A 12,562-nucleotide genomic window follows, 5' to 3' on the forward strand; every position below is an offset into this window, starting at 1 on the left:
GTCTCCCACGATCCGGAAGGAACGGGGAGACGGGGAACGCCCGAGAGTGTTTCGAATAGATCAGCCGCGAGGCTTCTCGATGAGCTCGGTCGTCTCGATCTCGTCACCGATCTGGATGTCGTTGTACTTCCCGAGTCCGATACCGGCCTCGTAGTCCGTACGGACCTCGGTGACATCGTCCTTGAAGCGACGCAGCGACTCGATGGCGAGACCATCGGCGATGACGACGCCGTCGCGGATGACGCGAGCCTTGGCGTTGCGGGTGATCGTTCCCGATCGCACGATGACACCGGCGATGTTGCCGAACTTCGAGGAGCGGAACACCTCGCGGATCTCGGCGACACCCGACTGGACCTCTTCGTACTCCGGCTTGAGCATGCCCTTGAGCGAGCTCTCGATCTCGTCGATCGCGTTGTAGATGACGGAGTAGAAGCGGATGTCCACGCCTTCACGAGCGGCGCGCTCGCGCGCCTTCGTGTCCGGGCGGACGTTGAAGCCCACGATGATCGCGTTGTCGATCGTCGCCAGGTTCACGTCGGACTCGGTGATCGCGCCGACACCGCGGTGGATGATGCGCAGCTGCACCGAGTCGTCGACCTCGATCTTGAGCAGCGACTCCTCGAGTGCCTCGACGGCACCGGAGACGTCACCCTTGATGATGAGGTTGAGAGATTCGACCTTGCCCTCTTCGAGAGCACGGGTGAAGTCCTCGAGCGAGATGCGCTTGCGGGCCTTGGCCAGCTGGGCGTTGCGCTCGACCGCTTCACGCTTCTCAGCGATCTGACGGGCCATGCGGTCTTCCTCGGTGACGATGAAGACGTCGCCGGCGCGCGGTACGGAGTTCAGACCCTGCACCTGGACCGGACGCGACGGGTAGGCCTCGAGGACCTGCTCGCCGTTCTCGTCGGCCATCGCACGCACACGGCCGTAGGCCGTACCCGCGACGATCGCGTCGCCGACCCGGAGCGTTCCGGACTGGATGAGCACCGTGGCGACCGAACCGCGACCCTTGTCGAGCTTCGCCTCGATGGCGACACCGCGAGCGGCCTTGTTCGGGTTCGCGGTCAGGTCGAGGCCGGCATCCGCCGTGAGCAGCACGGCATCCAGGAGATCCTGGATACCCGTGTTCGCCCGAGCGGAGACGTCGACGAACATGACGTCGCCACCGAACTCCTCGGCGACGAGACCATACTCGGTCAGCTGCTGACGCACCTTCGAGGGGTTGGCGTCGGGCTTGTCGACCTTGTTCACCGCGACCACGATCGGCACGTTCGCCGCCTGTGCGTGGTTCAGCGCCTCGACCGTCTGCGGCATGATGCCGTCGTCGGCTGCGACCACGAGGATCGCGAGGTCGGTGACCTGCGCACCACGGGCACGCATGGCGGTGAACGCCTCGTGACCCGGGGTGTCGATGAACGTGATGGCTCGCTCGATGCCCTCGTGCTCGGTCCAGACCTGGTAGGCACCGATGTGCTGGGTGATGCCGCCGGCTTCTCCCTCGATGACGTTGGTCTGACGGATCGCGTCGAGCAGTCGCGTCTTACCGTGGTCGACGTGACCCATGACGGTGACGACGGGAGGACGGATCTCGAGGTCTTCCTCGCTCTCCGCCTCCAGCTCGGCCTCGAGGTCGAGACCGAAGCCCTCGAGGAGCTCCTTGTCCTCGTCCTCGGGCGAGACCATCTGGATCTTGTAACCGAGCTCCTCGCCCAGCACCTCGAACGTCGCCTCGTCCAGCGACTCGGTGGCCGTGGCCATCTCGCCGAGGTTGAAGAGGATCGTCACGAGGGTTCCGGGCTGCACCGTGTAGCCGGTCAGCGTCTCGATCTTGTCGGCGAAGTCCGCGATCGATGCGCCGCGACGCATGCGGATGATCTCTCCGTTGCCGCGGGTGACGTTGACGCCACCGACGACCGGAGCACTCCGCATCTCGAACTCTTGCCGCTTCGCCCGCCGCGACTTGCGCTGCTTGCTCTTGCCGCCGCCCTTACCGAAGGCACCTGCCGTGCCACCGCCGGGTCCACGGCCGCGACCGCCGCCACCACCGGGACGACCGGCGAAACCGCCGCCGGGACGTGCACCGGGGCCGCCTGCTCCACCGGGTCCACCGGCGCCGCCGGGACGACCGGGGCCTCCGGGACGCTGCTGGAACGGAGCACCGGGACGACCACCCTGGCCACCGCGGGGTGCACCAGGACGAGGCGAGCCGGGCCGGGGCGCACCCGGACGGGGTGCACCGGGACGAGGCGCCTGAGGACGCGGGATGTTGCCCGGAGTCGGACGCTGGCCCATGCCCTGCGCCGAGGCGAAGGGGTTGTTGCCGGGACGGGGACCGGCGGGACGCTGGCCCATGCCCTGCGCGGACGAGAAGGGGTTGTTACCCGGACGCGGAGCGCCCGGAGTCGGTGCACTGCTCTCGGCGGGTGCGGCCGCCTCCGGAGCTGCAGGCGCGGGGGCCGCTGCTGCAGGTGCAGGAGTCGGGTCCGCGGGTGCCGGAGCAGCGGGGGCCGGAGCCTCCGGGGCGGGCTTGGGACCGGGCTTGGGGCCGGGCTTCGGGCCCGGCTTGGCGCCGGAACCCGCACCGGGCTTCGCCGCAGACGCTGCCGGCTTCGCGGCCGGAGCAGCAGGGGCTGCGCTCTTGAGCGAGCTGTCGGCCTCGATCGCCGCGCGCAGCTTGCGCGCCACCGGCGGTTCGATGGTCGAAGAGGGGCTCTTCACGAACTCGCCGAGTTCCTTGAGCTTTGCAAGTGCGATCTTGCTGTCGACGCCGAGTTCGGCGGCGATCTCATGTACGCGTGGTTTACCAGCCACAATTCTCCTGTCTGAGTCGGTCCACCCAGACAGGGCAGACCACTAGTCGCGGACGGGTCTCATTTCGAGCCGTTCACTTTGTTTCCATAGCTGTTCAGCCTTTGTTTCTTGGTGGGTGCTGTTCGAAGGTCCGTGTGTCCAGCTGAGTGTTCACACGCAGTGCTCGTCCGAAGGCTCGTCGCCGCAGAGCGGCCTCCATGCATTCGGGTGTCGGATGCACCCACGCGCCGCGCCCCGGCAGGACAGCACGCTCATCAGGGATGAGGGTGTCGTTCTGGGCAACCACCCGGAGAAGGGCGGAGCGGGGAGCACGCGTGCGACAACCGACGCACGTTCGTACGGGTTCCATCTTACACCTGCGTTTCACCCCGCCTCGCCCGTTCCCGGGCGCGGCGGAAGGCCGAAGCCGGTCAGTCGAGGACGCTGTCCGGCTGGATGTCGATCTTCGCCCCCGTGAGCTTGGCGGCCAGGCGGGCATTCTGGCCCTCCTTGCCGATCGCGAGCGACAGCTGGTAGTCGGGCACCAGCGCGCGGACCGCCTTGGTGCCGGCATCGAGCACGAAAGAGCTCGTGACCTTGGCGGGTGAAAGCGCGTGCGCCACGAAGGTCGGGAGATCCGCGTCGTAGTCGACGATGTCGATCTTCTCGCCGGCGAGCTCCTCGGTCACCGCGCGCACACGACGACCCAGCTCACCGATGCAGGCGCCCTTGGCATTGATCGAGGGGTCGTTCGCCTTCACCGCGATCTTCGTGCGGTGTCCGGCCTCCCGGGCCAGCGCCACGATCTCGACCAGACCGGCCGCGATCTCCGGCACCTCCAGGGCGAAGAGCTTGCGGACGAGCCCAGGGTGCGTACGCGAGACGGTGATCTGCGGCCCCTTGAGCCCCTTGGCCACACTCGTGACGTAGACGCGCAGGCGCGAGCCGTGCGTGTACTCCTCGCCGGGCACCTGCTCCTCAGGGGGAAGGATCGCCTCGACGGAACCGAGGTCGACGTGGATCATGCGGGGATTCGGGCCCTGCTGGATCACGCCGGCGACGATGTCGCCTTCCTTGTCCTTGAAGTCGCCGAGCACGACGTCGTCCGCGATGTCACGGAGACGCTGGCTGATGACCTGCTTGGCGGCGAAGGCGGCGATGCGGCCGAAGTCATCCGGCGTCGCGTCCTCTTCGCCGATGATCGCGCCCTCTTCGTCCTTGACGACCTGCAGGACGGCGACATGGCCGGTCTTGCGGTCGAGGTCGACGCGGACACCCTCGGGCGTGACGCCGTCGGCTGCGACGTGCTTGGAGTACGCGGTCAGGATAGCCTGCTCGATGATGGCGACGAGCTCATCGAAGGGAATCGCCTTCTCCTTCTCGATCCCTCGCAGCAGACTCAGTTCGATGTCCATGACGGCCTCTCTATTCAGCTCTCGTCGCGCCTGTTCGCACGCGCGACATCCGTACCACGATACCCTGTGCCCACCGGCTCCCGCACGGCGGCGGCGGTGGCGGAATCCCGGAGCCGCTCGAGGAGGAGCACGTGAGCACATTCGACACGGTCGTGATCGGCGCAGGCATGTCGGGGCTCACGAGCGCCCGGATGCTCGCCGACGCCGGGCAGCGCGTCGTGGTCCTCGAGGGGCGCGACCGCATCGGAGGCCGCATGCACACCGACCGCAGCGCCGGATTCCCGGTCGATCTCGGCGCCTCATGGATCCACGGCATCGAGAACTCCCCGCTGTGGGACCTCGTGCATGCGCTGCGCATCCCGGCGATCGAGTACACGGTGGGCAGCTTCCAGGTGGGAGGTCGCCCCATCGAGAACTACGACGGCGAGGGCCGCCGTCTGGACGAAGCCGCGACCGCGCAGTGGGTCAGCGACGTCGACCTGGCCGACCGCCTGCTCGTGGAGGAGATCGCCGCATCCTCCTCCGGCGACACGTACCTGGACGTCACGGAGCGCGCTCTGGACAGGTCGGGGCTCTCCCCTGATCGCATCGACGACATCCGCGAGTTCTTCCGCCATCGCGTCGAGGAGCAGTGCGGCGCCTGGATCGGCGATCTCGATGCCCATGGCCTCGATGAGGATGCGATCGAGGGCGACGAGGTCATCTTCCCCCGCGGTTACGACGAGCTCCCCCGCCGCATCGCAGACGGCCTCGACGTGCGCCTGGAGACGGTCGTGACCCGCGTGAGCCGTTCCGCAGCGGGCGTCGTCGTGCGCGCCGGTGATACCGAGTACCGCGCGGACCGCGTCATCGTCACCGTGCCGCTCGGGGTCCTCAAAGCGGGAACGATGTCGTTCGATCCCGAGCTCCCCGAAGCGGTCTCCGGCCCTATCTCCCGCCTCGGGATGGGCGTGTTCAACAAGGTTTTCGTCCAGTTCCCCGAGCGCTTCTGGGACGAGGAGACGTACGTGATCCGCGCACTCGGCGACGCCGGCGAGCACTGGCACTCCTGGTACGACGTGTCGGCAGTGAGCGGGATCCCCACGCTCCTCACCTTCGCCGCCGGCCCTTTCGGTCGTCGGATGCAGGACCTCGCGGATGCCGAGATCGTCGCCGACGCGGTCAGCGCTCTCCACGTCCTCTACGGAGACGCCGTCGGTGAACCGCTCGCGCACTGGGTCACGCGTTGGGGCGAGGACGAGTTCTCGAACGGCTCGTACTCCCACCTCGCCCTGGGATCGACGCACCACGATCACGATGCTCTGGCGGGCCCCGTCGACGGGGTGCTGCACTTCGCCGGCGAAGCCACCTGGGGCGATGAGCCGGCCACGGTCGGGGCGGCGTTCTACTCCGGCCACCGCGCTGCGGAGCGCATCCTCGATCGCCCGGTCGATCTCGCCGACTTCGCCGCCCGCATCACCGCGCGGGAGCAGACGGTAGGGCGTTGATCGCGCCGATCAGTCGGAACAGATTGCCCACCTGCCGCTGATCCAGGTGCAGGATCAGGCGCGGGAGGTCGAGGTTGTCGGCGTCGGCGACCTCCGGCTGACGCGGGCCCGTCCGCTCGATCCTCCCCGATGACAGCATCGAGCCGAACTCCTCGTTGAGCCGATCGATCTCCTCGTCCGTCGGCTCCGCCTTGAGCCGCAGCACCAGCGCATCGCCCACCCAGCGCAATGAGTCGTAGTTGTGCCAGAAGCCCGTGATCTCCGCCCTGGCCGCATCGACCGAATCCGTGATCACGACGCGATCGAAGTCGCCCTCCGAGATGACCCCGGTCGGGGCGAGATGGTCGTCGATGAAGCTGCGAAGCCCCTGCCAGAACGTGCCACCCGGCTCGTCGAGGAGAACGATCGGCGTCGGTTCCGCCTTGCCGGTCTGCTGCAGGGTGAGCAGCTCGAACATCTCGTCGAGGGTGCCGAACCCACCCGGCAGGCAGATGAACCCGAGCGATTCCTTGATGAGCATGAGCTTGCGGGTGAAGAAGTACTTCATCGCGACCACGTGGTCCTGGCCGGCCACGAAGCCGTTGGGCTTCTCCTCGAACGGGAGCCTGATCGAGACGCCCAGCGAGAGGGCAGGACCCGCTCCCTCGGAAGCCGCCTGCATGATGCCGGGCCCCGCCCCCGTGACGACCATCCACCCATCCCCCGCGAGGGCCGAGGCGACGTCGCGCGCCGTCAGGTACAGCGGATCGTCCTGCCTGGTTCGCGCCGAGCCGAAGACCGTGACCTTGGGGACGCCGCGGAACGGAGCGAAGAGACGGAACGCATCACGCATCTCGGCGAGCGCTGCCGAGGCGATCTTCAGATCGAGGCGGTCGGCGCCGTCCTCCCCCAGAAGGATCGCGGTGCGCAGCATCCGCATCACGAGCCTGCGGTCGGTGTGCACTCCCGCATCGTCGAGGACGGCGTTGATCTCGGCGCTGAGCGCTTCAGGGAGGGGTTCGTCGATCATGCCTCCAGGGTGTCATGCTCCGGGGCAACCGTGGCCTCCTGCCACGCCGTCGCTCAGACTCCGCGGGACTCGTCGACGGCCGCCCGGATCTCGTCGTGCGGGAGCGCGAGGCTCCTGTGCCCGTCACGTCCTGTCATGTCCTGCGCTGCGACGAGTGCGTTCCACACGGCCTCGTCGACGGCCTGCACCGCTGCCGTCAGGAAGGGATCGATCCGCCCCCACGGGATCAGGCGCATGGCCTCGTAGACCTCGTCGCTCCCCTCCGGGAACTGCGACGTGAGCGCACCCTCGTTCGCGGTGGAGAACGCGAGGACGATGTCGCCCGAGAAGTGACTGCCCGCGGTGCCGCTGCGGCCGAGACCCAGGGCTCCCCGACGGGCCAGTGCCGCGCACTGACCGGGAAGGAAGGGGGCGTCAGTGGCGATGACCACGATCGCGGATCCGGCTCCTCCCGGAGCATGTTGGCGCCGCTCCCGAGCGAACCAGTCGTCGTCGCCCATCGGGTTCGGCGCCGACGATCGTGCGCCCAGGTCGATGCTGCCGAGCCGAAGCTCCTCGCGCGCACCGAAGTTCGCCTGGATGAGGACTCCGACGGTGTACTCGGCACCGCCGTACGCCACCGTTCTGGATGCCGTGCCGGTGCCTCCCTTGAAGCCGTAGCAGTTCATCCCCGTCCCTCCGCCGACGTTCCCCTCCGCCGGTGCGGCGGTGCTGGCCGCCTCCAGGGCCGACCACGCGTCCGCCGGCGTGACGTGACCGCCGTTGATGTCGTTGAGGTATCCGTCCCAGGTCTCCCCGACGACGGGCAGCATCCACTGGGCGGCGACGTGCGGGGCGATCTGCGCCACCCAGGAGTCGATACCGCTGTGCACGGCTCCGACCGCATGCGAGCTGGTGATCCCGATCGGCATGGACAGCGATCCGGACTCGTCGATCCATGCGCGGCCGGTGAGCTCGCCGTTCCCGTTGAAGGCGTGGACGGCCGCAGCACACGGCACGCCCACTCCCTCGCGGCCCCGGGGCAGGACGGCGGTGACCCCGGTGCGGACGGCGTGCGCTCCCTCCCCCGCGACCATGGTGCGATATCCGACGGCCACACCGGGGACGTCGGTGATCGCGCCGTGGGTGCCGCTGCGTCCCGCGAACGGGACCCCCAGATCCCTTGCCCTGATACGCCTGCGTGACGACTCCGACGCCGATGAGGAAACCACCATGTACTCCACTCTGACCTGAACGTATGTTCAGAGAGTATGTCATCCAACGCATGTTTTGCTTGACTTAACCCGGCTTTGCCTTTTGAATCACTGTTCAAGAGCTCGTACCGTCCGATACGCACCCTCCCGACAGCAGATTCCGGAGCCGCAGATGTCTCAGCCGAATCCCTCCGTCCCCACGACCACGACCACGACGCTCGCCCAGCGGCGCCTCGGAGTCTGGGCGATCGTCTTCTTCGTGGTCTCCGCCGCAGCTCCCCTCACGGTCGTCGCCAGCGCTGCAGCCACGGACTTCCGTCTCGCCGGCATCGGCGGCCCGGGCGCGATGCTCGCCAGTGGTGTCGTGCTGATGCTGTTCGCCTTCGGTTTCACCGCCATGTCGAGGTATGTGCGCAACACCGGCGCCTTCTACGTCTACGGCGCTCGAGGACTCGGCAAACCCGTCGGCATCGGCATCGTGTTCGTGACGATCTTCTCCTACACCGCCCTGTGCATCTGCTTCTACGGCTTCGTCGGGTTCTTCGGGGAGATGACGTTCTCCGCACTCTTCGGCATCGATCTGCCCTGGACCGTCTACGCGCTGCTGGCGCTCGTCATCGTCGGGGTGCTCGGCTACCGCAAGATCGATGTCGGTGCCAAAGTTCTGGGCGTCCTGCTCACGGCCGAGGTCGCCATCCTGCTCGTCCTCGCGATCGCCGTGCTCGCCTCGGGCGGCCCCGAGCCGATCTCGTTCGCCTCCTTCGCCCCCGAGAACGTCTTCTTCGCCGCCGGGAGCGGCGCGCTCTTCGTCTTCGGGTTCGGCGCCTACCTCGGCTTCGAGAGCACGGCGATCTACGCCGAGGAGGCGCGGGATCCGGCACGCACCGTGCCGATCGCGACATACATCTCGATCGCGTTCCTCGGCGTCTTCTACGCCTTCACGTTCTGGATCCTCACGGTCGCCTTCGGCATCGAGGGCGTACTGCGCCTCGCCCTGCAGGACGACTTCCAGGACATGGTCTTCCACGCCGGCGACGCGTACCTGGGCGCCTGGGCGTCCGTGACGATGCGGGTGCTGATCGTCACGAGCTTCTTCGCCTGCCTCCTCGCGTTCCACAACGCCAGCTCCCGGTACCTCTTCTCGCTCGGACGGGAGCGTCTGCTGCCGTCGTGGCTCGCGCAGACCCAGCCGACGACGCAGGCACCTCACCACGCAAGCCTCGTGATCTCGATCGTGTCGCTCGTGGCCATCGCGGTGACGATCATCAGCGGAGCGGATCCCTTCCTCGGCTTCGCGCTCCCTGTGTACTCGATCGGCGTGGCCGGGTTGGTCTTCGCCCAGGCCGTGGCCGCCATCGCCGTGGTCGGCTTCTTCCTGAGAGGGCGGCGAGGCCACAGCATCTGGCGGGTACTGGTCGCACCGGCGCTCGGGGCGCTCGGTCTGATCGTCGGATTCGCCCTCATCGCGACCAACTTCGATCTCGTCACCGGCCTCCAGGGGCCCGTCAACCTCGCGCTCCTCGCCCCCACCCCCGCCCTGTTCGTGGCCGGCATCGTCGTCGGGATCGTCCTGAAGCGACGTCGTCCCCGCCACTATGCTGAACTCACCACGCTCGTTCCCGACGACGAGTAGCGCCAGGCGCGAGGAGGATACGTGGCCGAGCAGCGCAAGCACGCCACCCGACGGGCGGAGCTCATCTCCGCGACCAGGCGCGTCGCCGGGCGCAGCGGTCTCCTCGGCACGAACGTGCGCGCGGTCGCCGCGGAGGCCTCGGTCAGCGCAGGGAGCGTGCTGTACTACTTCTCCACCTTCGACGAGCTCATGTACGCGACCGTCGAGGGTGTCCTGGAGGAGATGTACGAGAGGCGACGCGCACTCGCCGAGAACGAGCCCGACCCGGCGAAGCGTCTGGTCGCTCTCGTCATGGCCGGGATCCCGGACGAGATCAGCGACCATCTGCGCATGGCGTACGAGAGCATCCCCCTGCTGCGGGAACAGCCTCAGTATCGTCCCCTGCACCGCTCCATCGTTGAACGGCAGGTCGCGCTCTACAGATCGACGATCGAGATCGGCACGGCGCTCGGCACCTTCCGCCCCACCGCCGACCTCACCGTGATCGCACGGAACATCGTCGCTCTCGAGGACGCTTACGACCTCTACCCGCTGATCGGCGTCGAGCTGGGAGCGCAGACGTACCGGTCGAACATCCTCTCCTACGCCCGCACTGCCCTCGACTGCGACTTCGGCGGCTGAGCCCCGCCGTCCACTCGTCTGCCTTCGGCGATGTCGAGCACGGCGGCTGCTCCCTGTCAATGCCCGTGTGCCCGCACGCTCCGCACGGCACGCTGACGTCATGACGGAGATCACAGGACCCGAAGCCCTCGCCCGCATCGCCGAACTCGTGGAGGACATCGACATCACGATGCTCACCACGACCGACGACGACGGCAACCTCGTGAGTCGGCCGATGTCGACCAGGCAGATGGACGACGCGGGCGACATCTGGTTCTTCACCGCTGAGGACACCGAGAAGGTCCACGAGGCCCGAGAGCACCACGACGTGGGCCTCGCCTACTGCGATGCCAAGGGCATGCGATACGTGTCGGTCGCCGGCACCGCAGAAGTGGTGCACGACCGCGCCAAGATGGAGGAGCTCTACTCCGCGTCGCTGGAGATCTGGTTCGCGGACGGCCTCGACACCCCGGGCATCGCCCTCCTCAAGGTCACGCCGAAGGTCACCGAGTTCTGGGAGCCGTCGAAAGGCAGGCTCGCGCTCGCGGCGGGTGCGCTGAAGTCGCTCGTGACCCGGGACACCCCGGACGACGACACCATGAACCACGGCCGCATCGTCTGCTGACGATGCGGCCGTGAAGGCTCACTGTGGGGTCAGAGCGCGGCGGAGAGTCGCGGCACGACCTCGTCGACGGAGACGGCCTCGCGCTCCCCGGTGGCGCGGTCCCACAGCTCGACCTGGCCCTCCGCGGCCCCGCGGCCGACGATGACGATCTTCGGCACACCGACGAGCTCGGCGTCTCCGAACTTCACTCCGGGCGAGACCTTCGGCCGGTCGTCGTAGAGCACGTCGAGCCCCGCGGCTTCGAGCTGAGCGGAGATCCCCTCCGCGACCTCGAACGCGACCTGGTCGCGGCCCGCGGCGACTACCTGCACGTCGAACGGCGCGACGGACGCCGGCCAGATGAGGCCCTTGTCGTCGTTGTTGAGCTCGGCGATGATCGCAAGGATACGGGTCACGCCGATGCCGTACGAGCCCATCGTGACGGTGACGAGCTTGCCGTTCTCGTTCAGCACCTTGAGGCCCAATGCCTCGGCGTACTTGCGTCCGAGCTGGAAGACGTGCCCGATCTCCATGCCGCGAGCGAGCTCGACCGGACCGGAGCCGTCGGGGGCGGGATCGCCTGCACGCACGTTCGCGATCTCCACGATGCCGTCGGCGGCGAAGTCGCGGCCGGCCACCACGGAGTGCGCGTGCTTCTCGTCGATGTTCGCGCCGGTGATCCAGCTCGTGCCCTCGCTCACGCGCGGATCGACGAGGTAACGGATGCCGGTGGCCGACTCCTCGCCGAGCACTGCTCCCGTCGGCGACCACGGACCGATGTAGCCCTTCACGAGCAGCGGGTTGTTCTCGAAGTCGTCCGCGGTGGCCGTCTCGACCTCGGCGGGCGCGAAGGCCACCTCGGCGCGCTTCTCATCGACCTCGCGGTCACCGGGGATGCCGACGATGACCAGTTCGCGGGTGCCATCGAGGTGCGTGAGGGCGAGGACGACGTTCTTGAGCGTGTCCGCAGCGGTGTACTCGCCGTCGAGTTCGCGGTTGGCGTGAGCCACCAGCGTGTCGATGGTCGGCGTGTCCGGGGAGTCGAAGATGACCGGGGACGCCTCGGCGTCGTAAGCGATGGCCTCTGGCACCGCCGTGGTGAAGGCCTCGACGTTCGCCGCGTACCCGCCCGCGCTCCGCACGAACGTGTCCTCCCCGACAGGCGTGGGGTGCAGGAACTCCTCGCTCCGGGAGCCGCCCATCGCGCCGGCGTCGGCCTGGACGATGACGTACTCGAGTCCGAGGCGCTGGAAGATGCGCTCGTACGCGTCGCGCTGCGCCTGGTAGCTGACGTCCAGGCCCTCGTCTGACGAGTCGAACGAGTACGCGTCCTTCATCGTGAACTCGCGTCCGCGGAGCAGACCCGCCCGCGGGCGTGCCTCATCGCGGTACTTGTCCTGGATCTGGAAGATCGTGAGGGGCAGGTCCTTGTACGAGGAGTAGAGGTCCTTCACGAGCAGCGTGAACGCCTCCTCGTGCGTGGGCGCGAGCAGGTAGTCGCCGCCCTTGCGGTCCTGCAGGCGGAAGAGCAGGTCGCCGTACTCGTCCCAGCGCCCGGTGGCCTCGTAGGCCTCACGCGGCATGAGAGCGGGGAAATGCACCTCCTGCGCGCCGGCGGCTGCCATCTCCTCCCGGACGACGGTCTCGATCTTCGACTTGACGCGCAGCCCCAGTGGCAGCCACGCGAAGATGCCGGCGGCCTGCGGGCGGATGTATCCCGCCCGGATCAGCAGCCGATGGCTGGCGACCTCTGCGCCTGCAGGGTCTTCACGGAGCGTGCGGAGGAAGAAGTTCGAAAGACGAGTGACCACGGAGCAAGTCTAGTGAGCCG

General features: G+C 67.9%; 10 protein-coding genes. 4 read left to right on the forward strand and 6 right to left on the reverse strand.

Features of this window, described 5'->3' with window-relative positions; all coding sequences use genetic code 11:
* Nucleotides 1-60: 60 nt before the first annotated feature.
* The 3 genes from infB to nusA all read right to left on the reverse strand — a co-directional run bounded on the left by infB (nucleotide 61) and on the right by nusA (nucleotide 4,205).
* Nucleotides 61-2,811, reverse strand: a complete 2,751-nt coding sequence (gene infB / locus ABRP18_RS10270) for a translation initiation factor IF-2 (protein ID WP_061016557.1) — start codon at nucleotides 2,809-2,811, stop codon at nucleotides 61-63.
* A 94-nt stretch (nucleotides 2,812-2,905) separates the two neighbouring features.
* Nucleotides 2,906-3,289 carry a YlxR family protein gene (locus ABRP18_RS10275; RefSeq protein WP_307723508.1) on the reverse strand — a complete coding sequence of 128 codons (384 nt, stop codon included), beginning with the start codon at nucleotides 3,287-3,289 and terminating at the stop codon, nucleotides 2,906-2,908.
* The gene (nusA, locus tag ABRP18_RS10280) at nucleotides 3,222-4,205 is read right to left on the reverse strand and encodes a transcription termination factor NusA (protein WP_046748267.1); all 984 of its coding nucleotides are present in this window, start codon (nucleotides 4,203-4,205) and stop codon (nucleotides 3,222-3,224) included. Before nusA ends, ABRP18_RS10275 begins: the two co-directional genes overlap by 68 nt.
* Nucleotides 4,206-4,336: 131 nt before the next feature.
* On the opposite strand from nusA, the gene ABRP18_RS10285 reads away from it, so the two are divergent.
* On the forward strand, nucleotides 4,337-5,692 hold the full coding sequence (locus tag ABRP18_RS10285; protein WP_349884584.1) for an FAD-dependent oxidoreductase: 1,356 nt from the start codon (nucleotides 4,337-4,339) through the stop codon (nucleotides 5,690-5,692).
* Here ABRP18_RS10285 and ABRP18_RS10290 read toward each other — a convergent pair.
* Complete coding sequence (locus ABRP18_RS10290) at nucleotides 5,661-6,701, reverse strand: TIGR00730 family Rossman fold protein (RefSeq protein WP_046748266.1); 1,041 nt, start codon at nucleotides 6,699-6,701, stop codon at nucleotides 5,661-5,663. The two genes, ABRP18_RS10285 and ABRP18_RS10290, sit on opposite strands and share 32 nt — an antisense overlap.
* A 53-nt stretch (nucleotides 6,702-6,754) precedes the next feature.
* The gene (locus ABRP18_RS10295) at nucleotides 6,755-7,915 is read right to left on the reverse strand and encodes a P1 family peptidase (RefSeq protein WP_349884585.1); all 1,161 of its coding nucleotides are present in this window, start codon (nucleotides 7,913-7,915) and stop codon (nucleotides 6,755-6,757) included.
* Between the two features lie 151 nt (nucleotides 7,916-8,066).
* Here ABRP18_RS10295 and ABRP18_RS10300 point away from each other — a divergent pair, with 151 nt between their 5' ends.
* The 3 genes from ABRP18_RS10300 to ABRP18_RS10310 all read left to right on the forward strand — a co-directional run bounded on the left by ABRP18_RS10300 (nucleotide 8,067) and on the right by ABRP18_RS10310 (nucleotide 10,752).
* Nucleotides 8,067-9,527 (forward strand): APC family permease, encoded by a 1,461-nt coding sequence (locus ABRP18_RS10300; protein ID WP_349884586.1) that lies wholly within the window; start codon nucleotides 8,067-8,069, stop codon nucleotides 9,525-9,527.
* Nucleotides 9,528-9,548: 21 nt separating this feature from the next.
* Nucleotides 9,549-10,148 carry a TetR family transcriptional regulator gene (locus ABRP18_RS10305; protein ID WP_058631273.1) on the forward strand — a complete coding sequence of 200 codons (600 nt, stop codon included), beginning with the start codon at nucleotides 9,549-9,551 and terminating at the stop codon, nucleotides 10,146-10,148.
* Between the two features lie 100 nt (nucleotides 10,149-10,248).
* Nucleotides 10,249-10,752 (forward strand): pyridoxamine 5'-phosphate oxidase family protein, encoded by a 504-nt coding sequence (locus tag ABRP18_RS10310; RefSeq protein ID WP_349884587.1) that lies wholly within the window; start codon nucleotides 10,249-10,251, stop codon nucleotides 10,750-10,752.
* A 29-nt stretch (nucleotides 10,753-10,781) separates the two neighbouring features.
* Here the strand turns inward: ABRP18_RS10310 and ABRP18_RS10315 are convergent, their stop codons facing one another.
* A complete protein-coding gene (locus ABRP18_RS10315) occupies nucleotides 10,782-12,542 on the reverse strand; it encodes a proline--tRNA ligase (RefSeq protein ID WP_058631274.1) in 1,761 nt (586 codons plus the stop codon).
* Between the last annotated feature and the right edge of the window lie 20 nt (nucleotides 12,543-12,562).

It is taken from the genome of Microbacterium sp. WHRI 7836 (genome assembly GCF_040223885.2).
Taxonomy (GTDB): domain Bacteria; phylum Actinomycetota; class Actinomycetes; order Actinomycetales; family Microbacteriaceae; genus Microbacterium; species Microbacterium oxydans.

Excerpts from the sequence above, each read along its gene's own strand:
- ABRP18_RS10275 (WP_307723508.1), bottom strand. The coding sequence starts at position 3,289 with ATGCCCGCCTGGCCGCCAAGCTCACGGGGGCGAAGATCGACATCCAGC.
- nusA (WP_046748267.1), bottom strand. The coding sequence starts at position 4,205 with ATGGACATCGAACTGAGTCTGCTGCGAGGGATCGAGAAGGAGAAGGCG.
- ABRP18_RS10290 (WP_046748266.1), bottom strand. The coding sequence starts at position 6,701 with ATGATCGACGAACCCCTCCCTGAAGCGCTCAGCGCCGAGATCAACGCC.
- ABRP18_RS10295 (WP_349884585.1), bottom strand. The coding sequence starts at position 7,915 with ATGGTGGTTTCCTCATCGGCGTCGGAGTCGTCACGCAGGCGTATCAGG.
- ABRP18_RS10300 (WP_349884586.1), top strand. The coding sequence starts at position 8,067 with ATGTCTCAGCCGAATCCCTCCGTCCCCACGACCACGACCACGACGCTC.
- ABRP18_RS10310 (WP_349884587.1), top strand. The coding sequence starts at position 10,249 with ATGACGGAGATCACAGGACCCGAAGCCCTCGCCCGCATCGCCGAACTC.